We start from the raw sequence: 22183 nt of genomic DNA, 5'->3' as shown, positions 1-22183 counted from the left end.
TACCGCACAGCGGTAGGCGGGTGGGGGGCGACAGGGCGACTGTCGCTCTGCCGGGCGTCCCGTTCGCGCTTCGCGCGTTAGCGTGGTGGTGACGAGGTTGCGGGGTGTGACGCGGGGCGTGACGGCAGCCGCCACCCGTGGCCGTGGTGAACGGCTGGGTGCGTCATGGTGGTTGGTTTCGATCCCGGTCCCCGCCCCGCAGGCGGCGGCGGTTTCGCCTTCGTGGGCCGTCGACGGGAGTCCGGTCTCCTGCGGGGGGCCCTGGAGCATCCACCCGCAGTCGTGCTGATCGAGGGGGAAGCCGGGGTCGGCAAGTCCCGCCTGGTCAGCGAGGTGACCGCGGACCTGATCGACCGGGGCGGGCGGGTGCTGTACGGATGCTGCCACCCGCTGCGCGAACCTTTCCCCTACGGGCCGGTCATCGATGCCCTGCGCCAGGCCGGCCCCTACCTGCCGCCGGCCGCCGAGATCACCCCACTGGCCGGCGCCCTGGCGCCGCTGCTGCCGGAGCTGGCCGACCACCTGCCTCCCGCTCCCGCCGACGTGCAGGCGGCCGGGGCCGAGCGCTACCAGCTGGTACGGGCGGCGCGCGCGGTCCTGGAGGCCTGCGGCACCGCGGTCCTGGTCATCGAGGATCTGCACTGGGTGGACGAAGCCACCCGCGAGCTGCTGCTGCTCCTGGCCCGCGACCTGCCACCGCAGCTCGGCCTGGTGCTCACCTACCGGCACGAGGAGCTGCCGGTAGGTGAGCCTGTCCTCGGTGCGGCCTATCGCCGCCCGCCGGGCACCAGCGGCGCGGAGGTCCATCTGGCTCCGCTGACCGAAGCCGACATCCACAACCTGACCGCTGCCGCCCTGGGCCCGCGCGCCTCTCACGCGTTGGGCAGCGTCCTGTTCGAGCGCAGTGCGGGCCTGCCCTTGGTGGTAGAGGAGGACCTGATCACCTTGAGTGAGCAGGGAAGCCGGGGACACCTGAGCATCGAGGTGGTCGATCCGGCGACCGGGTTCGGCCAAGCGATGGTGCCTCGCGGACTGCGGGAGGCGGTGACCACGCGGGTGCGAGGCCTGGCCCCGCCGGCGGTGGCGATGGTGGAGGCCGCCGCGGTGCTGGCGGTGCCCGCCGACGAACTCGTGCTGACTCGTGTCGCAGATCTCGACCCCGAGCAAGGCATGGCGGCCTTGATGGAGGTGCTGGGGGCTGCGGTACTGCGCGAGAGCCGGCCGATGCGGTACGGGTTCCGCCACACCCTCGCCCAGCAAGCCGTCTACCAGACCATTCCCGGCCCTCAGCGTCGCCGCCTGCACGAACGGGCGATCGCGGCCCTGCGCACCGTGGGCAACCCCCCGCTGGTGCAGATCGCCCATCACTTCCGCGCCCTCGGCGACCGGGAGGGCTGGCTCACGCAGGCCGAGGCGGCCGCCGCTCAGGCGCTCGCGCTGGGTGACCAGGGCACCGCCGCCGCCCTTCTGCACGCCATCCTCGCCGAACCCGGGCTGGACGAGGACGTGCGCACCCGAGTGGCCCTGGCCCTCAGCCGCACCGCCACCTACAGCGTCGAGTACACGGCGTCGGTGGCCGTCCTGCGACGAATCCTGGCCGACCCCCAGCTGCCCGCCACCACCCGCGGTGAGATCCGCGTCGGACTCGGCCTCATCCTCACCAGTCAGGCCGGCGACCCGGCAGGCATTCGGGAGCTCGAAAGGGCCATCGAGGAGCTGGACCAGCAGCGGCCTGAGACGGCTGCGCACGCGATGAGTCACATAGCCCTGTACGCGACGTTCAGAGGGCGGCCCGCCGCGGAGGCGACGGCCTGGATCGAGCACGCCGAGCGCACCGTGCAGGCCAGCACCGATGAGGCGGCCCGGGCCACGGTGCGCGCCGACAAGATCGCGGTGCTGGCCCAGCTCGGGCATCCGGAGGTGTGGGAGCTGGTCGACCGCCTGCCCCGGGAAGGCAGCGACCCGGGTGTTCTGCGGCAGACCGCCAGAGCGCTGTACAACGCGGCTGACGCCGCGCTGGATCTGGGCCACGACCGACGGGTGGGCGCCCTGCTCGAACAGAGCCGGGAGCTCGCCCACCGCACCGGCGTCCCGCATCTTGACGCCGTGTGCCGCATTCTGCGCCAGGAACTCGCCTGGTACGAGGGCACCTGGGGCGACCTGGAGACCGCCTACGCGTCCCTGTTCGCCCAAGTCCCGGACATCCAGATGCTGGAGGTCGAGGGATCGCTGGTTCTGGGTGCGCTCGCCGAGGCCCGCGGACAGTGGAGCCAGGCCCTGAAGAGGTACACCACCGCAAGAGACGCGAGCAACTACGCGGTGTGGACCGCTGATGCCGCCGCAGGTCTGGGCCGGGTCAGGCTTGCCCAGGGTGAGCCCGAGACGGCGTGGGCGATCAGCGCCCCGGCAACGGACCGCCTGCGACGCGACGGGCCCTGGCTCAGAGCCTCAGCCCTGGTTCCGGTCGCCGTCGAGGCCGCCCTGGCCACCGGGCGGCCCGCGTCGGCCACACAGCTGACCAGGGACTTCGAGCACGCGGTCGAGGACCACGACGCGCCCGCTGCCACCGCTCACCTTCACCTCTGCCGCGGACTGCTCCTGCGCGACGACGACCCGGCCCGGGCTTGCGAGCACTTCGGCCGTGCTCGCGCCACCTTCCAAGGCATCGGCCGCCCCTACCCCGCAGCCCAGGCCGCCGAGCACGCCGCGCGCACCCGGATCCCCGGCACGCCGCACCGTGCCGCGCTGGACCTGACGGAGATCGACGACGTCTACCGGCGCCTGGGTGCCACGTCCGACGCCGCCCGCTGCCAGCGCACGCTGCGCGACCTCGGCCAAGCCCGCCCCCAGGTCGGACGCCGCGGATACGGCGAGCAGCTCTCCCCCCGCGAGCAGGAAGTCGCCGACCTCCTCGCCTCGGGTGCCACCAACCGCGACATCGCCCAAGCCCTCTTCCTCTCCCCCCGTACGGCGGAACACCATGTGGCCAGCGTCCTGAAGAAGCTCGGCGTCACCAGTCGACACGCCGTCGCCGACGCCCTGACCCACGACCCGTAGCGCCCTGGAACGCCGCGGTGCGGCGGCCTCAGCGCGTCGCCACCAGGTCGCGCACGGCCGTGGGGACGCCGAACTGGTTGACCGGGCGGGGCAGACCGTAGTGCTCGCGCAACGTGGTACCGGTGTAGGCGGTGCGGAACAGGCCGCGTTCACGCAGGATCGGGACCACCCGGTCCGCGAACACCTCCAACCCGTCGGGCAGGACGGCGGGCATGATGTTGAACCCGTCCGCCGCGCCCTGCCGGAACCACTGCTCGATGGTGTCCGCCACCTGCACGGCCGTGCCGGCGAAAGTACGGTGCCCACGACCGCCGCCGAGCCGTCCGATCAGCTGACGGGCGGTCAGCCGCTCACGCCGGGCCAGCTCGACGATCAACGTGTAGCGGCTCTTGGCGCCCTCGATCACATCCTCCTCGGGCAGGTCCGCGGGCAGTTGCTCGTCCAGGGCGAGCCGCTCGGGCTCGATCCCCAGCAGCCCGGCGAGCTGGCGCTGCGCGAACTCAGGCCGGATCAGGCGGTCCAGTTCCTCCTCCAACTCCCTTGCCTCGGCAGCGGTGTCCCCGATCACCGGCACGATGCCGGGCAGGATCTTCAGATGGTCCGGGTCACGGCCGACCGCGGCGGCGCGGCGCTTCACGTCCGCGTAGAACGCCTGCCCCTCCTCCAGGGTCGGCTGCGCGGTGAAGACCGCCTCGGCATAGCGCGCGGCGAAGTCCTTGCCGTCCTCGCTCGACCCCGCCTGCACCAGGAGCGGGTAGCCCTGCGGCGAGCGGGGAACGTTCAGCGCGCCGTCCACCCGGAAGTACGGGCCCGCGTGGCCGATCGGGCGGACCCGGTCCGCCTCGGCGTGCACGCCGCGCTCCTTGTCGGCCACGACCGCGTCGTCCTGCCAGCTGTCCCACAGCCGGGTCGACACCTCGATGAACTCCGCCGCACGCTCGTAGCGTTCGGCGTGCGCCGGCTGTGCGTCGAGCCCGAAGTTGCGGGCGGCGACGTCGCCGGCCGTGGTGACGATGTTCCAACCGGCCCGGCCGCCCGAGATGTGGTCCAGCGAGGCGAATCTGCGGGCGAGGTTGTAGGGCTCGTTGTAGCTGGTGGAAGCGGTGGCGATCAAGCCGATCCGGCTGGTCGCGCCGGCCAGCGCCGCCAGCAGCAGGGTCGGCTCGAGCCGGCCGCTGGGCCGCTGACCCGGGTCTCCCCAGAGCGCCGGACTGTCGGCGAGGAAGACCGAGTCGAAGGTCGCCGCTTCGGCGATCCGGGCCAGCTTCTGGTGGTACGCGAGATCGATGTGAGCCAGCGGGTCGGACTGCGGCAGGCGCCAGGACGCCTCGTGGTGACCCGTGTCGAGGATGAACAGGTTGAAGTGAAGCCGGCGGTCGGCCGTGGTCATGGTTCTGCTCCGAATCGCGTCGCTGATGGTGGTTCTGCTAGTGCCTGACGCGGCACTAGATCGAGTGGTAGCGGCCGTCGTGGTGGACCAGCGGCCGGTGGCCGTCCGGCAGCCAGGCCTCCTCGACCCGGGCGAGGACCAGGCGGTGGTCGCCGGCGGCCACCAGCCGCTCGATGCGGATCGTGAGCAGGCCGGCCGTCCCGTCGAGGGCAGGCTCGCCACCGGCCAGCCGGTGCCAGCAGGTCGGCTCGGCGAAACGGTTGATCCCGCTGGTGGCGAACCGCCTTGCCAGTGCCTCCTGTTCAGCTCCGAGGAGGTTGATCACCGCCGTCCCGGCGTCGCGGACGTGCGGCCAGCACGACGAGGTCACCGCGATGCCGAAGGAGACCAGCGGCGGATCGAGGGAGAGCGAGCTGAGCGAGGTCGCGGTGAAGCCGACCGGACCGCGCCCGGCGTCCACCGTGACCACGACGACGCCCGCCGGATGCCGGCGAAAGGCCTGTCTGAACCGGTCGGGTGAGATTCGGGCGCTCTGTGCGGGCAGGACGTCGGTCACGGGGTGTCCACCTCGTCGGGGTCGTGCGCCACACCCAGCTCGGTCAGCAGGGCGGTGCGCAGTGCGGCGAAATCCGGGTGGTTGCGGGGCCGGGGCTCGGGCAGCCGGACCTCACGGCCGGGGCCCAGCCGCCCGTCGGTGAGGACCACGACGCGGTCGGCGAGCAGGATGGCCTCGTCGACGTCGTGGGTCACCAGCAGCACGGCGGGCCGGTGCCGGTGGCACAGCTCCCGCAGCAGGCTGTGCATCCGGATCCGGGTGAGCGCATCCAGCGCGCCGAACGGCTCGTCCAGCAACAGCAGTTCGGGTGCACGGACGAGCGCTCGCGCGAGCGCCGCGCGCTGCGCCTCGCCGCCGGACAGGGTGACCGGCCAGGCACCGGCGCGCTGACCCAGACCGACCTCCTCCAGCGCCGCGAGCCCCCGGGCCCGAGCACCGGCGCGCGGGCCGGGCAGGCCCAGCACGACGTTGTCCAGCACCCGCTTCCAGGGCTGAAGCCTCGGGTCCTGGAAGACGACGGACCGGCGCTGTGGCACCAGCAACCGCCCCTGGTAGTCCGGGTCGAGCCCGGCCATGGCGCGCAGCAGCGTGCTCTTGCCGGAGCCGCTGCGCCCCAGCAGGGCCAGGAACTCGCCGCGGCGGATCCGCAGGTCCACTCCCGCAAGCACCTCGCGGCCCTCGAAGAACCGGTGCAGGCCCGTGGCCAGGACGGCGGTGTCGGGCGGGATGCCGGCCCCGCCGGCGGCCGCGGCGGCCCCCGCAGCAGCGGCCTCGGCAGCCGCCTCAGCGGCCGCCGCACCGATGGCGGCGGTGGACTTGGCGATGGTGGTGGTCATGGGTCCGGCTCCCTTCAGGTGCCGTCGAATCCGCGCCGCCAACGGAGCAGGCGGCGTTCCAGCAGGCGGACCAGGGCATCGGCGCCGAGGCCCAGCAGGCCGTAGATCAGCAGACCGAGCACGATGATGTCGGTGCGGTACCAGGCCTGGGCCTGGTTCATCAGGTACCCGATGCCGCTGGTGGCGTTGAGCTGCTCCGCGATGATGATCACCAGCCAGGCGCTGGTCAGGGCGAACCGCAGGCCGACCAGGAAGCCGGGGACGGCGCCGGGCAGGATGACGTGGCGGATCAGGCCCGCCCGGCCGAGGCCGAGCACTCGGGCGGACTCCACCAGGCGGCTCTCCACCCCCCTGATGCCGGCGTAGGTGTTGATGTAGACGGGGAAGACGGTGGCGAAGACGACCAGCGCGACCTTGGGCTCCTCGCCGACGCCGAACCAGATGATCACCAGCGGCAGCAGTCCCAGGGCCGGCAGCGCCCGCAGGACCTGCATGGTGGAGTCGACGAGTTCCTCACCCAGCCGGAACAGCCCTGCGGCCACCGCCAGGACGACGCCGGCGGTCACCCCGAACAGCAGTCCCTCCGCGACCCGTTGCAGCGAGGCGAACAGGTTGCTCGCCAGCTCCCCGTTGCGGGTCAACTCCCAGCCCGCAGCCAGCACCTGACCGGGTGTGGCCAGGATCCGCGGGTCGATCTCGCCGAGGCTACCGAGCAGTTGCCAGATCAACAGGAGCAACAGCGGTCCGGCCAACCGCCGCAGCGGGCGCGGCAGCGGGATCCGCGGCCGGCGCGAACGGCTCACTGCCGCAGCGTCCACCAGGGGGGACGGCGGCGGGGACGGCAACGGGTCCACGGGCCGGCGGTCCACGGGCTGGCGGTCCACGGCTGTCCGCGCCGGGCCACCGGGGGGTTTCTCGATGGTGCGCGCCGTGCCGGCGATCGCGTCGGTGCTCGCCATGGGCGGCATCCTCTCCTCTGCTGGTGGTCCACCCGCCCCCCGGAGGGAGACGGTGCGAGCGGGCGGGCGGACCACCGGGCGAGCGGGTCAGACCGCGCTGACCGCGCGGTCGGCGGTGAACGGGCGGCCGTGGACCAGTTCGGACTCCCGCCCGTCCGGGCCCACCGGCACCTCGCCGATCAGGGTGACCCGGTGCAGCGTGCGCGCCACGTCCAGGTGCGCCAGGTCGCGCGGGGCCAGGTGGGCGGTGGCCCGGTTGTCCCAGAAGGCGACGTGCCCGGCCTCCCAGCGGAAACGGACGGTGTACTCGGGCCGGGTGATCTCCGCGTAGAGCAGTTCCAGGATCCGCCGGCTCTCGGTCGCCGTTACGTCGACGATGTGGCTGGTGAAGCCGGGGTTGACGAACAGGGCCCGCTCACCGGTCTCCGGGTGCACCCGCACCACGGGATGGACGGCGACCAGCAGGTTGCCGTCGATGCGCCTGGCGTACTCGGTGCCGCGCTCGACGGCGCGGCCGCCGCCGTAGCGGTGCTCGGCCCGCAGCGTGTCCACGAAGGCCCGGAGCGGGGCGGACAGGCCCTGGTAGGCCGCCACCAGGTTGGTCCACTGGGTGTCCCCGCCGATCTCGGGGGCGGTCTCGGCGCGCAGGATCGATCCCGCGGGCGGGTTCACCGCGGCCGTGACGTCGGTGTGCCAGCCGTCGAAGTAGCTGTACTGGCGCTTGCGGTACTCATCGATGAAGCCGGCACCGTAGCGTTCCTCGAAGCGGCGCGGGTCGACGGTGAAGATCTCCGGGTGGTCCTCCGGCGGGGTGTCGTCGTGCGGGTGGGCGTAGGTGAGCTCGCCGAACTGGCGGGCGAAGGCGATCTGCGCGGTGTGGTCCAGGCTCTGGCCCCGGAAGAAGACCACCTTGTGCCGGTGCAGCGCCTCCTTGATCTGCTGCACGGCGTCGGTGGACAGCGGCCGGGACAGGTCGACGCCGTCGATGTCGGCGCCGATGTGTCCGGCGACCTGGCGCACGGAGAGGGTGGGGGTGCTCATGATGATTCCCTTCACTATGGCTGACGGTACGAATGGGCTGATGCTGCAGAGAGATTGACGGAGCGTCACTTCTGCTCGGCGGCGACCACGGCGTTGAAGGCACCCTGCACGTCGGCGGGGAACTCGCCGGAGACGTCTACGTTCTTGGGCAGCTGGCCGTTGGCCAGGAAGAGGCTCGCCTGGCGCTGCTGGGCACTGACGACCTGTCCGTCCACCGGGGCGAACCTCGTCTCCCCGGAGGCCTGCCAGATGAGCTTGCCGACGTCGGGCGTCTGCTTGTTGACCTTGACGTAGTAGGCGTCGATCCACGCGTCCGGGTGGGCGACGTTCCAGCTGTTGGCCTTGACGATCCGGCCGACGAAGTCCAGCAGCGCCGTGCGGCGCGCCGGGTCGCCCAGTGCCTTGCGGGTCGCCAACCAGAAGGTGTAGCCGGAGGAGACGTTCTGACCGTTGATCAGCGAGACCGCACCGGAATGCGCCCGGGTGTAGGTGATCAGGTCCTGGGGCGAGGCCGTGGCGGCGTCCACGGTGCCGGACTCCAGCACCTCGCCGATGTTCTGCAGCGGCACGTCCACCGGGGTGACGTCCTGCTGTTCGAGGTCCACTGTGGCCAGCGCCTGGATCAGGAAGCCCTGGTTGGCGGTGCCCTTGGAGTAGGCGACCTTGTGTCCCTTGAGGTCGGCGAGGCTGCGGACTCCGGAGCCGGGTCGGGCGACCAGGGTGTAGCCGGGTCCCACGGTGTGGCTGGCGGCGACCACATCCACCGGGACGCCCGCGGCCGCCGCGTAGATGGCCGGGGTGTCGCCCATCACGCCGAAGTCGACCGCTCCGGCGACGAAGGCCTGGTTGACCAACGGACCGCTGTTGAACTGGTCGAAGACCACGTGGTAACCCAGGCCCTGAAGTTGACCGGAGGTCTCCAGCAGGGTCTGCAGGTACTTGCCCTGATCGCCTACGTGCAAGGTGATCTGCCCTGATCCGGCGGCGCCCGAGGACGTATCGGCGCCTGCGCCGGTGGCGCAGGCGGCCACCAACGACAGCAGGGCGGCCAGGGCCGGCGCGCGGACGACGCTGCGGATTGCTCGGGGTCTCATGCGGCTCCTCGGGAGGGGTGCGACGGGCATGGCGATCGCCGCGGACACGGCGCGGGGCAGCGGGCCGGCAGGCGCGCCAGGGCAGGGGGGCGACCCGCGGCGGGTCGGCAGCGCCGAAGCGCTCGCGCCGGTCGCGGCGGGTGGAGGCGGGTGGAGGCCAGTGAAACCAGGTGAAGGCGAACTGGCTTCAGCGCCCCGGTGTGGTCACGGGAAGCCGCGTCCGGGAGGTCGCGGAACGAACTGTGGCCTAACAGCCCAGCCCGGCGAAGTGGTGCACGCGGAAGGCGTTCACGGGGTGCCGGTCGGCGGCTCCCCGGATCGTCGCCTTGCGCTGTGCGTCCATGCGATCAGTCTGTCGGGGCGGCTTCCGCTGGGCAATGATTTGTGACGGTCCGGAAGTAATGTCCGTCACCGCGAGCTCCCCGCGGTGCGCAGCCCGAGCGGGTCCTGGTAGACGGCCGCCAGCACCGGCGCGCCGGCCGCGACCGCCAACACGTCCTTGCCGAACGAGCCGGGGCGGACCAACTCCCCGCCCGCCCGTGGGCCGCGGGCGGCGACCTCCTCGCGCAGGACGGGGAAGAGCTCCGGAAGGTGCACGGTGACGGCCTCCGTGACCACCAGGACCTGCGGGCCCATCATGTCCAGCAGCAGGGTCACGGCAGTGGCGACCAGGCGCAGCCGGGTCCGGCAGAGTTCCAGCGCTCGCGTGTCGCCGGCCCGGGCCGCGTCGAGCAGCAGCGTGATGTCCGGGCGCGCGATGACGCCTTCGGAGACAGCCCGCACCGCGAACGCGCGATCGGAGACCGTGGCCTGGAGGCACCCCACCGCACCGCACGGGCAGCGCAACTCGGACCCCGGCACCGGCAGGTGGGCGATGCCGCCGGCACCGTTGCGGCGACCGCGCAGCAGCGTGGCGCCCGCCACGATGGCCGCGTCGACGACGTTGCCCACGAAGAGGTGGACCAGGTCGTCGCTGCGCGCGGCCCCGAACAGCACCTCGGCGCGAGCCAGGGCTCGGGCGTGGCTCTCCACGTGCACCGGCAGCCGGGTGGCCTGCTGCAACGCCCGGCGCAGCGGGACGTCCCGCCACCCGAGGGCGGTGTTCTCCACCACGGTCCCCAGGTCCGGGTCGACCCAGCCGCCGGTGACCGCGCCCAGGCCGAGCACCGAGCGCCCGCCGACGTGCCGGCGCAGGAAGTCGGGCAGCCGACCGGCGACGGCCCGCAGGTCCTGGAGCCCGTCGGAGGACGGGCCGCACGAGGTGCTGCGAGCGACCTGCTCCTGTGCGACCACCCGCCCGCGCAGGTCGGTGAGGGAGAAGGTCAGGTGGCGAACCGCGATGTGGACCCCGGCGGCGAGATGCTGTCCGGTGTCGATGTCCAGCGGGATCCGCGGGCGGCCGGGCCGGGGCGCGGCCTTCGGCAGCGGCGGCTCGCGGACCAGCCCCAGCGCGAGCAGGTCGGTGGTGTGCCGGGAGACGGCGGCCGGACTGAGCCCGGTCGCCCGGCTGATCTCGGCGCGGGCCACCGGACCGTGGTCCAAGGCCACTTTGAGCACGGCGGTCGCTCCGTCGGGCTTGTCGGCGGCAGGGGGCGGCGTGGGCTCGGCGACGAGCGCGAGAGGCATCGGAGGTCCTCGCTCCAGGGAACCCCGGGGCGGAGCCGGGGACGGTTCAGTGGCGTCGGTGACGGCGGCCCACTGTGGGGCTACCGGCGGCGAGGACAGGTCGCGGAGGTCATGCGCAGATCGTGGCAAGGCGACGCCACTCGGTCAATGGCTGGACGTTACAGACGCATGGCAGTCCTGCGAAGCCAGGTCGGCGGCGGCGCGGCGCGGTGCGCGGCAGTGGGCGCTCGACTCCTGCCCGCCGATCAGCCGCCGCTGTGCCGCGCGGACTTGCGGCTCTACCCCAGCCCGGTCACGCGGTGCTTCGCGGGACCGGGCCTCCTTCGGGATCAGTGAGCGCTGCTGGAGATGCTGGCTGGAGCGCACGTCTTGGGGGTGGCGTCATGGTGTCCGGCGAGCCAGAACCCGCCGAGGAGACCTGCGATCGCGAGGACCCTGTGCCGGTTCTGCTTCCACCACGACGGTGACCCGGCCGCCATGAACCGCAGTTGCGTGAAGTCCGGATGCTCGCTGGGCGGCGTGTCCTTGAACAGCCCCATGGACGGTGAACCTCCTTTCGCCATCGGGAGGTTCACGACCATACGCGGCGTTCCACCATGATCGCCGGGATTAAACACCGAGCCAGCGCCCCGACGAGCCGGCGCGGGCCCCAGGGTGCGTGTCGGGGTCCGCGCCGGCGATGTGACGTACTGTCAGGCTACGGGTTGACGGTGATGGCGAACGTGGACGTGGTGTTCTGGATGTTCACGTCGTCGTTGTTCTCCACCAGGTGGTTGAAGGTGACCGAGCCGACCGCCGGGCCCTGGCCCGGCTCGGGCAGCGGGTTGGCCCAGATGCCGAAGCCGGACTTCCCGGTGCCGTAGGCGTCGTTGTACGCGTGCGCTCCGGTGATGGTGGTGTTGGTGAAGACGGTGTCCGTCACCGGGTTGAGGGCGGTGCCGCCGGAGTAGTCGGTCTGGAACATGATGCCGCTGTAGGTGGGGTCGGTGATGGTCGCGTCGCTGACCCTGATGCCCTGGAACGGCTGGGTGGCCGAGAAGGCCCAGATCGCGCCGAACACCTGGCTGCCCCAGAAGTGGCCGCCGTCCCGGGCCAGGGTGAAGTTGCGGATGACGGTCTGCGGGGTGGACTCGAAGCCCTCGAAGGCGTAGCCGAAGTTCAGCGAGGAGATGGTCAGACCCGAGTAGCAGAGCGTGTCGGAGACGGTGAAGTTCTGCACGGTGTTGCCGCCGCCGCCGTAGACCGCCACGCCGGCCGCCCGCCACGGGGTCATCGCGGTGACGTTCTGGATGGTGTTGTTCTCCTCCTTGGCGCCCGCGTTCTGGTCCTGTGCGGCGAACAGCGCGAAGCTGTCGTCACCGGTGCTGCGGGCCTCGTCGTTGGAGATCAGGTTGCCCTGGCTGCCGTTGGTGAGGTTGATCCCGTCGGCCATGGTGTCGCGGATGCGCATGTTCGTGAACGTGGAGTTCTGCACGTTCGACGAACCCCAGACACCGACCACGTTGTGCTCGATCCACACGTTGTCGATGGTGATGTTGGACTGGTTGCGCAGGTCCCAGGTGTGGCCGGGTCCGTCCTGGCGGGTGTTGTAGTTGCCGAACCAGGCGAAGCCGGTGAAGGTCGAGCCGGAGGCGCCGCTCTGCAGGTCCCAGCCGGTGTCGGTGTCGGTCTGGTTCTGCGGCGCGACGAACTGGGCGTACCAGACGCCGGCGCCGACCACCTTGACCGCCTTGCCGTAGACCAGCAGGCGGCCGGAGACCGGGTACTGGCCGGCCGGGAGGTAGACCCCGGTCCAGGTGCCGGTGGTGTCCATCCGCACCTTGTCCAGCGCGGCCTGCACGTCCTGCTGGGTGAAGCCGCCCGGGACGACCAGGTGGGCCGGGTCCGGGTTGGCCACCTGGGTGGCCTGCTCCAGGTTCATGAAGTCGATCGCGTACTGCGAGGTGTTGGCGGCGTCCTTCTTCAGGGTGAAGACGGTGCCCTGCGGGTACGACTGGTTCAGCAGGAAGCTGGACTCGTCGTAGATGTGCCGGGGCCCGCCGGCGCTGGGGCTCTTGCCGGGGCTGGTCTCCGCGCCGTACAGCCAGGCGTAGTGCGAGCTCAGGTTGAGCGGCTGCACCAACTGCCCGTTGGCGTACAGGTCCAGGGTGGCGTTGATGCCACCACCGCCCGCCGCGTCCGGGATCGAGTAGCGCAGCACGAAGGTGTTGCTGGCCTCCCGCGAGGTCCAACTGACCGAGTCACCCGAGTTGTTCAGGGTCACGGCCATGCGCTGGGTGGCCTCGCCGGCGATGTCGCCGATGGTGCGGTTGGGGCCCACGACGCCGGCCGAGCCGCCGAGCGTGCCGTCGGTGGACTTGTAGGAGTCGTAGGGCATGTTGGCGCCCTGGCCGACGAACACCGCGGTGTCGCTGGTCAGGTGCGGCTGCTTGACCGGCAGCTCGTTGGGGTCGGCGGCGAGCACCAGGTGCGCGGTGAACTTGCCGTTGACCGCCGTCCAGGAGCCGAGGCCGACCGGGGCCGCGGTGGCGCCGGCCGCGATCGCCCCGCTGACCGAGCCGGTGAGCGTGCTGACCGTGGCACCGGAGGAGTCGAGCAGCGTCAGCGTGATGCCGTGGCTGCCCGCGGTGGTGGCGATGGTGCCCTGGTTCTTCACCGTGACGGTGAAGTTGACGGAGTTGCCGGCCGCCGGGGTGCTCGGGGTCCAGTTCAGGGTGCCGACCAGGTCGGCGGACTGCACCGGGGCGACCTGCAGGCTGGTCGGGTTGGTGTAGCTCTGGTCGGCGGTCAGGTTGATGTTCTTCTTCGACTCGTCGACCTTGGTGGTGAGTTGGTAGCTGCCGGCGGTCTGGGTGCCGATCGTGGCGGAGACCGTCTGGGTGGCCCCGGGGGCCAGCGCGCCGACGGTGGTGGAGCCGACCTTGGCGGTGCCCAGGTAGAAGTTGACGTCGGTGGCGACCGAGGCCGCGGTACCGCCGTTCTTCACCACGGCCGAGGTGGTGATCGAGTCGGTCTCCACCGGGGAGGCCGGGCTCCAGGAACTGGAGGTGACGGTCAGATCGGGGTTGGGCGCCGGAGTGCCGTAGACCTCGAACTCGGCGGCCTGGCCGCCGGGCGCACCGCTGTTGCTGGTGATGGAGAGTTCGACGTCGGCCACCCGGCCGGCCACCGGGATGGTGACGGTGTTCTGGTTGGCGCTCGGGTCGAAGGAGTAGGACTGGGCCGCGACCAGGGTGGTGAAGGACGAGGAACTCTGCTCACGGCCGAGCACCGCGATGGTCTGGGTCCGCGCCGACCAGACCGAAGCCGGGTTCAGCTTGACCTTGATCGAGCTGAGGTCGGCGTTGGCGCCCAGGTGGACGGTCAACTGCGAGGGGTAGGAGGAGCCTTCGAAGTAGGTGGTGGTGTCCCCGTCGTTCGCGTTGGCCGGCGCGTAGACGTAGGTGTAGGCGGTGCCGTCGATCGGCTTGTGCAGCGCCAGGTTGGTCGCGGAGCCGCCCGAGCCGGTGCGGGTGACGGTGTTGGACTGCGTGGACTCCAGGCCCGCCGCGTTGGTCGCGGTCACGTAGTAGGAGACCGTCAGGTTGTCCGCGACCGAGTCGGTGTAGCTCAGCGTGCTGCCGCTGACCGAGGCGGTCTTGGTGTTGTTGCGGTAGACGTTGTAGCCGGTCACCCCGACCGCGTCGGAGGAGGCCGACCAGGTCAGCGCGACCTGGCCGGAGGCCGGCTGGGTGTAGGCGAGGTTGCTCGGCGCGGTCGGCGCGGTGGCCTGCGAGCCGGTGCGGGTGACGCTGTTGCTGTTGGCCGACTGGTTGCCCGCCGCGTCCTTGGCCCGGACGAAGTAGGTCACGGTGGCGGTGGTGGCCGGGTTGTCGGTGTAACTGGTCGCACTTGCCGGCACCGAGGTGAGCAGCGCGTTGTTGGCGTAGATGTCGTAGCCGGCCACACCCGTGCTGGTGGAGGCGGTCCACGTCAGGGTGACCGCGCCGCTGGAGCTCTGGGTGTAGGCGAGGTTGGTGGGCGCCGCCGGCGGCTGGGCGCCACCGGTCGGGCCGTAGACCTCGAACTCGGAGACCTGGGCGGCCGGCCAGCCGGTGTTGGCGGTGACGTTCAGCCGGACGTAACGGGTGGTGGCCTGGCCGAAGTTGATGGTGACGGTGTTCCCGGTGGCCGGATCGAAGGTGTAGCCGGCCGAGGCCACCAGGTCGGTGAACGCGCTGCCGTCGGTGCTGCCTTGAACGGCCAGAGTCTGGGTGCGGGCGTTCCACGCGGTGGACGGCGGCAGCTTGAGCACCACCTGGTTCACCGCGACCGAGGCGCCGAGGTCGACCTGCAGCCACTGCGGGAAGGCGTTGTTGGCGGACTCCCAGTAGCTGTTCGCGTCACCGTCGTTGGCATTGGACGCGACGTAGTTCTGGGTGTGGCTGGACTCGCTCATGGTCTTGCCCAGCGCCAGGTTGGTGCCGGCCGCGCTGGCACGGTCCGGCTGGAGCAGCGGCAGCAGCGCCAGCAGCAGGGCGAGCAGAGCCATCGAGGCTGCGCGGCCTCTCGCTGTCGAACGTGTGGTGGACGACATGGTCTCCCTCACGGGTGGGGGGTGGGAGCTGAGCGGTGAGGCGGCCAGGGGCGACCGGCCGACGGGGCAGACACCCCTAGTCCGTGCGGAGCGTATGGTTTCCGACCAGGTGTCGCAAGACATCTAACAAAGACTGCAAGATCCCTTCCTTGCTACGAAATCTCTTGGCCCCGCGTCGGGCCCGGGGCGAGGCTACGGCCAGGGAGTGGGGGCGGCCGGGGGTACGACGGGCGGGCGGTCGTTGCAGGTGATGGTGTCGGGCGGTTCCCACGGGGCAAGCCAGGGCCCGGTCGTGCCGCCGCGGAATGGTGACGTGCCAGATCCTGCGCAGCACGCCCGCGCCGTCCAGTTCGGCGGCCTCGTACAGCTCGCCGCACCTCGCCATCGCAGAGTTTTGCGTTTGAGTCGTGAATTTGCAGAGCTGCATCGACCTATTGCTCATGAGTATCCGTCAGGTTACGTTCCTCCCAGCACGCTGAGTGCCGCCCGAGTGTGCCCGACCAGGGAGGACCCTCGATGAGACGCACACCGCACCTCGCCCCACGCCGCTGGATGAGTGCGGCCGTCGCGGCGGTGCTCACCGGCTGCACGCTTGCCGCGTTCGGCACAACGCCGACCACGGCGGCCGCCGGCGTTGGGGCGACGGCGCCGACCGCAGCGGCCGCCGGCGTCGGGGCGACGGTGCCGTTCACCAGCTTCGAGGGCGAGGCGGGCACGCTCGCCGGGGGTGCCAGCGTCGTGTCGTTGACCTCGGCGCCGACCACGCAGTACTCGAGCGCGGCCGTGGAGGCCTCCGGCCACGCGTACGTTCAGCTCACCGGCACCGGGCAGAGCGTCCAGTGGACGAACACCACCGGCGCGCCGATCAGCGCGGTCAACCTCCGCGTGAGCATCCCGGACTCCCCGACCGGCGGTGGCAGCACCGCGACGCTCGACCTCTACGTCGACGGCACGTTCCGGCAGGCGCTGAACCTCAACTCGAAGCAGAGCTGGTTCTACGAGAACAGCGGCAACTACAACGGCAGCAGCCAGAATCCGGCCGACGGCAACCCGCGGCAGTACTTCGACGAGTCCCACACCTTCCTCACCGGCGCACCGATCGCCCCCGGCAGCACCCTGACGTTGCAGAAGGACGCCGCGAACACCGCCGCGTTCTACTACGTCGACGTCATCGACGTGGAGAACCCGCCGCCGCCGCTGGCACAACCGGCCAACTCGATCTCCATCACCAGCTGCGGCGCGGTGGCGGACAACACCCCGACGAACGGTTCCGCCGACAGCGGTGCCGTCGACAGCACCGCGGCCATCCAGAACTGCATCAACCAGGCCCAGTCACAGAACAAGGTCCTCTGGATCCCCGCCGGCACCTTCTACCTGAAGGGCACGACGGGTCTGCGCGCCCAGGGCATCACCATCGCCGGCGCGGGCCCGTGGTACAGCACGATCTACCGGGACGTCCCGCTGCCCAACAACGTCGCCCTGGCAGCACTCTTCGAGCTGACCTCGTGCACCGTCCAGGACTTCCACCTGGACTCCGACGCCACCAGTCGGGCCACGGTCGACGGCGGCGGCGGAGCGATGGACACCTCCGGCACCAACTGGGTCGCCAACGACATCTGGAGCCAGCACACCGAGTCCGGCTTCTGGGCGTCGGGCACCGGCGGCACGGTCGAGAACAGCCGCCTCACCGCGATCTGGGCCGACGGCATCAACCTCAACAACGTGTCGCTGAACAACTCCGTCGGCAACAACCTGACCGCGACGAACAACTTCGTCCGAAGCACCGGCGACGACGGAATGGCCATCAACTCGGTCAACTACAACACCGACTCAAGCGGCAACAAGACCTACTACACACCCATGTCGCACATCACGATGACGCACAACACCGTCATCGCGCCGTGGGGCGGCAAGGGCATCGGCATCTACGGCGGAAGCAACCAGGACGTCGAGTTCAACTACATCGCCGACACCGCCCGCTACATCGGCCTGGGCGCCGGGCGCTTCGGCGTCAACGGCAACGACCTGCTCACCGCCACGGTCAACGGCAACGTCATCGTCCGATCCGGCGGCAACGGCTACGGCCAGGGCCAGCCGGCCCTACAGATCGGCAACGGCGGCGACGGTCAGAACGTCGGTGTCGTCGACCACGTCACCGCCACCAACAACACGGTCGTCAACGCGCTGTACGACGGCGTCGGCTTCTCCACGTCCACGAACACGATCCTGCAGAACAACACCGTCACCTCGCCCTGGCGCAACGGCATCGTGATCGCACCGCCGTTCTACCCCGCGCCCACCGGATCGGCCGCCATCACCGGCAACACCGTCACCGGCCTGGGCTCGGGGATGTCGCCGTTCCTCAGCAACTCCAGCGGTTTCACCGCGACAGCGAGCGGCAACAGCTGGCAGGGTGGCAGCCCGGAGGGACCGTACGGCGGCAGCGCCGCCGCCGTCCCCGGCCTCGTCCAGGCGGAGAACTACGACACCGGCGGCCAGGGCCTCGGCTACAACGCCACGTCCGTCAACGGCAACGCCAACAGCTACCGGGCCGACGGCGTCGACCTGGAGACGACCTCGGACACCGGCGGCGGCTACGACGTCGGCTGGACCACGAGCGGCCAGTGGTTCCGCTACACCGTCGACGTCGCCACCGCCGGGACGTACACGGTCAGCCTGCGGGTCGCCGCTCCCGCCGCCGTGACCGGCGCCCTGCACCTGTCCGACGCGTCGGGAACCAACCTCAGCGGCAACGTCGACATCCCCGCCACCGGCGGCTGGCAGACCTGGACCACCGTCACCACCCAGGTGGCGCTGCCCGCCGGACAACAGGTGCTGACCCTCAACCAGGACAGCGGCGGCTGGAACGTCAACAGCCTGCAGTTCGCGGCCGTCGGTGGCGGAGGAACCGGCACGCTGACGACGAGCCCGTCCTCGCTGACCTTCGGCAGCCAGGCCGTGGCCACCACCAGCGCCTCGCAGGCGGTGACGGTGACCAACACCGGGACGGCAGCCGCATCGGTCTCCTCGGTCACCGCGTCCGGTGACTTCAGCCAGACGAACACCTGCGGCAGCTCGATCGCCGTGAACGCCTCCTGCACGGTCGACGTCAGCTTCACGCCCAGCGCCTCGGGCACCCGGAGCGGCTCCCTGACGATCACCGGCAACGCATCGAACACCCCGACCACCGTGACGCTGTCCGGCACTGGAACCACCAGCACCAACCTCGCCGCGAGCAAGCCGACGTCCGAGTCCTCGCACACGGACGTGTATCCGTCGTCGAACGTGACCGACGGCAACCAGAACTCGTACTGGGAGAGCGCGAACAACCTGCTCCCGCAGTGGGTCCAGGTCGATCTGGGCTCGGCCCAGTCGGTGAGCCGGGTGGTGCTCCAACTGCCCGCCACCTGGGGCGCGCGCGACGAGACGCTGTCCCTGCTCGGCTCGACGGACGGGGTGACCTTCAACACCGTGAAGGCGTCGGCCGCCTACACGTTCACCCCGTCGGCCAACAACACCGTCACGATCACCTTCCCCGCCACCTCGCAGCAGTACTGGCGGGCCACCATCACCGCGAACACCGGTTGGCCCGCCGGTCAGATCTCCGAGTTCCAGATCTGGAACCAGTAGCACGGTCCGGACCAGCACGGCGCCGCAGAGCCCAAGCGGAAGCCGTGGTCTCGCAGTTGGCGGCGAAGCTGGTGGTGACCGCCGGCCCTGCCACCGCCGCTGTCGCCAGCTCGACGGTAGCCGCCGACGCGGCCACACCGACGAACCTGGCGGCCGTGACACCGCCGCCCGTGACGCCGAACGGGAACCTGATCTCGGCTCCGGTCGCCCCGCCCGGCCCGGATGCGGCCACGCTCACAAGGAATCCACAAGGTCCTCCGGCACGATCACCGCAGCTCGGGAAAACGGCGGAAGGAGAAGGATGGACTTCGCGGGGAAGCGGCTGTGCTCACTCCTGCTGACGCTGGCCGTGGGCCTGACCGGCTCGGCGTGCCAGCGGATCGTCAGCTCACGATCGCCCACACCCGGTTCGGCGCTGCCGTCGGTGTCACCACCGACCTGCCAGTCCGGGCCCGCGCCGGCGCAGCCGCAGCTCAACGGCGTCCACAGCGCAAGTCTGACCGTCCCGGCCCAGCCGTTCGGGCTGGTCTACGCCCCGAAGGGAAACGTCGCCTTCACCGTGTTGCAGTCGGCGCTGGGAGTGCTGTCCACCGACAGCGGCACGCCCCGACTCGTGCGGACGGTCCCGCTTCCGGCCGCCAGCCTGGGTAAGGAGGGAGCCACCGGGATCGCGCTCACCCACGACGGAAGAGAACTGCTCATTGCTGCGGGCAGCGGAGCGATCGTGGTGGATGCGGCCAAGGCCGCGGCCAGCACAGCGGGGGCCGTGCTGGGAACGCTCACCGGGACGGCGGGCACCAGCGCGATCGAGGTCACTGTCTCACCCGACGACCGCTATGCCTTCGTCAGCCAGGAGTACGGAGACGCCGGGACCGGCCACCACGGCGACATCGAGGTCTTCGATCTGCGCACGGCGGTTCGCACCGGGTTCGGCCAGGCCTCGGACATCGGTGACCTTCCGCTCGGCGACGCCGTGGTCGGCACCGCAATCTCCCCCGACGGGCGGCGGCTGTACGCCACCAGCGAGGTCGCCCCGGACCAGACGGGGTCGGTGGACTCCAAGCACGGTGAGCTCAGCGTCATCGACCTCTCCACCCTGGAGTCCACTCCGGACAAGGCCCTGCTGACCAGCGTCGCCGTGGGCTGCCAGCCGGTGCGGGTTGTCGCCGCACCGGACGGGCGCACTGTGTGGGTCACCGCGCGGGGCAGCAACGCCCTGCTGACCTTCGACGCCGGCAGGCTCACCGGCGACCCACAACACGCCCTGCTGGCCTCCATCCAGGTCGGCACCGCCCCGGTCGGCCTCGCCCTGGTCCAGGGCGGCAGCCGCGTCATCACCGCGGACTCCGACCGGTTCCACACCGCAGGCGCCACCACCGGCCTGACCGTGGTGGACACCCAGGCCGCGCTCGCAGGGAAGCCGGCCGTCCTCGGACGCATCCCCACCGGCGCCTTCCCCCGCGAGTTCGCTCTCAGCCCGGACGGGAAGAGCCTGCTCGTCTCGGACCACGACTCGAACCAGATTCAGGAGATCGACACCGCCACAATGCCGTGAGGCCGGGGCGTGCCTGCTACCTCTACCTCGGCGACGAGCCAGCCTGGCCAACACCCCTCCACGAACCAACGCGGAGCAGCACCAAGGCCTGTCCCGTCATCGATCTCTGAGGGGCCCGCGTTGTCGAGGTGGGGGCGGCCCGGCAGGCCTGGTTCACCCAGGCTTTGAGGACTGCAGAGCTTCCGGACTCGGCCAGGTTCGTGAACACCCTCGCCTGGGAAATTCCCTGAACTCTGCCACGGCCCCGACCTAGCCACCCAACTGACACGACTTGCAGCGCGCGCTCCGCGGTCTCCGCCTTGCTCACGACCTTGCCCAGGTCAACCAGGTTGGGAAGGAGGTCGAGTGGATCAGCCCTATCTCCAGAGGTCAACCCCATCCCGTCCGCTCGGATCCATGGTGAGGAGTTCCTCGTGCAGTCCCGAGAGGCATCGCCCGGTCGATGAACCGTCTTCTCTGGCCTCCATGACCACCCAGCCGACACCCACCTCCGAAACGTTCACGTCGCCACCGGCGTCAAGCTCCTCGAGCGTCGTGAACACCGCTTCATAGGCCACAGCGCGGGCCAGGAGAACCAGGTCAGCCCTGTCCGCTCCGGCAGCGACGAGCCGCTGGGCAGCCGGGAGTTGATCGAGCGCGCCCGGGTCGGCCCAGCAGTCGATCGGACTGCGCCACAAGCTTCGGAGCAGCCGGAAGCGGGCGAGGTGCGGCAGGTCTTCGCTGATCTCGGACCTGGCCCAGTCCGCACCGTCAAGCGCCCCAAGGGCCTCGAATTGGGCACATAGTGACAGCGCAACGGCCTGTCGCGGCGCATCCAGGCTGCTCAGCCACGCTTGCCATGCTGTCTGACGATCACTCACCGGAACAGCATGCCCTACGGTCGCGCCGACCTGCGCAACTTCAGAGCGTCGATCACGGAACTCGTGCCAGCGCCCGAGAAATGACAGCGTGATCCCCGTAGGCGGCTGCTTCCCTGTACTCCGCTGCGGCCGATGGCCGGGCAGTTCAAGACGCCTTGAAATCTGAACGCGCGGGTCTCCTGTAGGTGACACCATGCGGTTCCATGGCAGACGACAGTTCCAGCACGTTCCAGACAGGACAGACCGGACTCATCGTCAGGTTCCCGGAGGCGGAGCCGGCCGTCCGCGTGTAGCGGGAACAGCTCGATCCCGCCGCCCGAGCCGGTGTTCCAGCCCATGTGACCGTGCTGTTCCCGTTCCTCCAGGAGGTCCGGATAGACACTCACGTCTGCGCTGCCATCGCTGACGCCTTGGCCGGCCACCAAGCCTTCGACGTGCGATTCGAGACGTGCGGACGATTCCCCGGCATCCTGTATCTCGTCCCCGAGCCCGACACTCAGCTTCGGCAACTCACCCAGGCGATCGCTGATCGGTGGCCGGAAGCCCCACCATTCGAAGGCCAGTTCACCGACCTCGTACCGCACCTGACCATCGCCCAGCATCAAGAACCCGGAGTCCTGGACGACATCGAGGCCGCCCTCGCCGATTCCCTCCCGATTACGGCGCGCGTCTCGACGGTCGACCTCATGGTGCACGACGGCAGGATCTGGCGGCAACGGGCGTCCTTCGCCCTGCAGGGATGCTGAACTGGGCCTTTCCGGTGGGTCGGCAGGTGGACGCGTCGGGATGGCGTGGTCGCGCGCCACCGCCATCCGCACCAAGGCCCGGCAAGCGGCAGAGCTCTGAAAAGAACGGCTCTGGCCCATTCACGGTGGTAGCGCTCAGTGCCCACTCCGCGTCCGTCATGTCCGACGGATACCGCGGCTCGCGGTCCGCACGGGCGTCCGCATTCCCGAACCGGTGCGCGAGGCGGTCACACGACCGGGCAACCGAGTTGGACGAC

Annotated in this window: 13 protein-coding genes and 1 pseudogene; 4 read left to right on the top strand and 10 right to left on the bottom strand. The window is 70.6% G+C overall.

What is annotated here, in order from left to right; all coding sequences use genetic code 11:
* Positions 1-165 precede the first annotated feature (165 nt).
* Positions 166-3057, top strand: coding sequence for an AAA family ATPase (locus ABH937_RS34735; RefSeq protein WP_370220563.1), 2892 nt, complete (start codon positions 166-168; stop codon positions 3055-3057).
* A gap of 28 nt (positions 3058-3085) precedes the next feature.
* On the opposite strand, the gene ABH937_RS34730 is transcribed toward ABH937_RS34735, so the two are convergent.
* The 9 genes from ABH937_RS34730 to ABH937_RS34690 all read right to left on the bottom strand — a co-directional run bounded on the left by ABH937_RS34730 (position 3086) and on the right by ABH937_RS34690 (position 15090).
* A complete protein-coding gene (locus ABH937_RS34730) occupies positions 3086-4447 on the bottom strand; it encodes an LLM class flavin-dependent oxidoreductase (RefSeq protein ID WP_370220562.1) in 1362 nt (453 codons plus the stop codon).
* A gap of 55 nt (positions 4448-4502) precedes the next feature.
* Positions 4503-5003: a flavin reductase family protein gene (locus tag ABH937_RS34725; protein ID WP_280694350.1), complete on the bottom strand. Its 501-nt coding sequence runs from the start codon at positions 5001-5003 to the stop codon at positions 4503-4505.
* On the bottom strand, positions 5000-5839 hold the full coding sequence (locus ABH937_RS34720) for an ABC transporter ATP-binding protein (RefSeq protein WP_370220561.1): 840 nt from the start codon (positions 5837-5839) through the stop codon (positions 5000-5002). Before ABH937_RS34720 ends, ABH937_RS34725 begins: the two co-directional genes overlap by 4 nt.
* 14 nt (positions 5840-5853) lie before the next feature.
* Complete coding sequence (locus ABH937_RS34715; RefSeq protein ID WP_370220560.1) at positions 5854-6798, bottom strand: ABC transporter permease; 945 nt, start codon at positions 6796-6798, stop codon at positions 5854-5856.
* Between the two features lie 87 nt (positions 6799-6885).
* Positions 6886-7839 carry a TauD/TfdA dioxygenase family protein gene (locus ABH937_RS34710; protein ID WP_370220559.1) on the bottom strand — a complete coding sequence of 318 codons (954 nt, stop codon included), beginning with the start codon at positions 7837-7839 and terminating at the stop codon, positions 6886-6888.
* A gap of 65 nt (positions 7840-7904) precedes the next feature.
* Positions 7905-8933, bottom strand: coding sequence for an ABC transporter substrate-binding protein (locus ABH937_RS34705; protein WP_370220558.1), 1029 nt, complete (start codon positions 8931-8933; stop codon positions 7905-7907).
* 408 nt (positions 8934-9341) lie between these two features.
* Positions 9342-10559 carry an ROK family protein gene (locus ABH937_RS34700; protein ID WP_370220557.1) on the bottom strand — a complete coding sequence of 406 codons (1218 nt, stop codon included), beginning with the start codon at positions 10557-10559 and terminating at the stop codon, positions 9342-9344.
* Positions 10560-10888: 329 nt separating this feature from the next.
* Positions 10889-11098, bottom strand: a complete 210-nt coding sequence (locus ABH937_RS34695) for a hypothetical protein (protein ID WP_370220556.1) — start codon at positions 11096-11098, stop codon at positions 10889-10891.
* A gap of 158 nt (positions 11099-11256) precedes the next feature.
* Complete coding sequence (locus ABH937_RS34690; RefSeq protein WP_370220555.1) at positions 11257-15090, bottom strand: discoidin domain-containing protein; 3834 nt, start codon at positions 15088-15090, stop codon at positions 11257-11259.
* Between the two features lie 561 nt (positions 15091-15651).
* Here ABH937_RS34690 and ABH937_RS34685 point away from each other — a divergent pair.
* Positions 15652-18765, top strand: coding sequence for a carbohydrate-binding protein (locus ABH937_RS34685; protein ID WP_370220554.1), 3114 nt, complete (start codon positions 15652-15654; stop codon positions 18763-18765).
* A gap of 301 nt (positions 18766-19066) precedes the next feature.
* A complete protein-coding gene (locus ABH937_RS34680; protein WP_370220553.1) occupies positions 19067-20320 on the top strand; it encodes a YncE family protein in 1254 nt (417 codons plus the stop codon).
* A 356-nt stretch (positions 20321-20676) separates the two neighbouring features.
* Here the strand turns inward: ABH937_RS34680 and ABH937_RS34675 are convergent, their stop codons facing one another.
* Complete coding sequence (locus ABH937_RS34675; RefSeq protein ID WP_370220551.1) at positions 20677-21180, bottom strand: hypothetical protein; 504 nt, start codon at positions 21178-21180, stop codon at positions 20677-20679.
* A 308-nt stretch (positions 21181-21488) separates the two neighbouring features.
* Between ABH937_RS34675 and ABH937_RS34670 the strand changes: the two are divergent.
* Positions 21489-21926: pseudogene (locus ABH937_RS34670) on the top strand (2'-5' RNA ligase family protein); the annotation flags it as partial.
* Positions 21927-22183: the final 257 nt, after the last annotated feature.

Origin of the sequence: Kitasatospora sp. GAS1066B, from assembly GCF_041262605.1 — a bacterium.
Taxonomy (GTDB): Bacteria; Actinomycetota; Actinomycetes; order Streptomycetales; family Streptomycetaceae; genus Kitasatospora.
This window is presented reverse-complemented; position numbering and strand designations above follow the sequence as displayed.

What these genes read in the sequence shown, in the direction of transcription:
- ABH937_RS34735 (WP_370220563.1), top strand. Translation starts at nt 166, where the DNA reads ATGGTGGTTGGTTTCGATCCCGGTCCCCGCCCCGCAGGCGGCGGCGGT.
- ABH937_RS34730 (WP_370220562.1), bottom strand. Translation starts at nt 4,447, where the DNA reads ATGACCACGGCCGACCGCCGGCTTCACTTCAACCTGTTCATCCTCGAC.
- ABH937_RS34720 (WP_370220561.1), bottom strand. Translation starts at nt 5,839, where the DNA reads ATGACCACCACCATCGCCAAGTCCACCGCCGCCATCGGTGCGGCGGCC.
- ABH937_RS34715 (WP_370220560.1), bottom strand. Translation starts at nt 6,798, where the DNA reads ATGGCGAGCACCGACGCGATCGCCGGCACGGCGCGCACCATCGAGAAA.
- ABH937_RS34710 (WP_370220559.1), bottom strand. Translation starts at nt 7,839, where the DNA reads ATGAGCACCCCCACCCTCTCCGTGCGCCAGGTCGCCGGACACATCGGC.
- ABH937_RS34705 (WP_370220558.1), bottom strand. Translation starts at nt 8,933, where the DNA reads ATGAGACCCCGAGCAATCCGCAGCGTCGTCCGCGCGCCGGCCCTGGCC.
- ABH937_RS34700 (WP_370220557.1), bottom strand. Translation starts at nt 10,559, where the DNA reads ATGCCTCTCGCGCTCGTCGCCGAGCCCACGCCGCCCCCTGCCGCCGAC.
- ABH937_RS34695 (WP_370220556.1), bottom strand. Translation starts at nt 11,098, where the DNA reads ATGGGGCTGTTCAAGGACACGCCGCCCAGCGAGCATCCGGACTTCACG.
- ABH937_RS34690 (WP_370220555.1), bottom strand. Translation starts at nt 15,090, where the DNA reads ATGGCTCTGCTCGCCCTGCTGCTGGCGCTGCTGCCGCTGCTCCAGCCG.
- ABH937_RS34685 (WP_370220554.1), top strand. Translation starts at nt 15,652, where the DNA reads ATGAGACGCACACCGCACCTCGCCCCACGCCGCTGGATGAGTGCGGCC.
- ABH937_RS34680 (WP_370220553.1), top strand. Translation starts at nt 19,067, where the DNA reads ATGGACTTCGCGGGGAAGCGGCTGTGCTCACTCCTGCTGACGCTGGCC.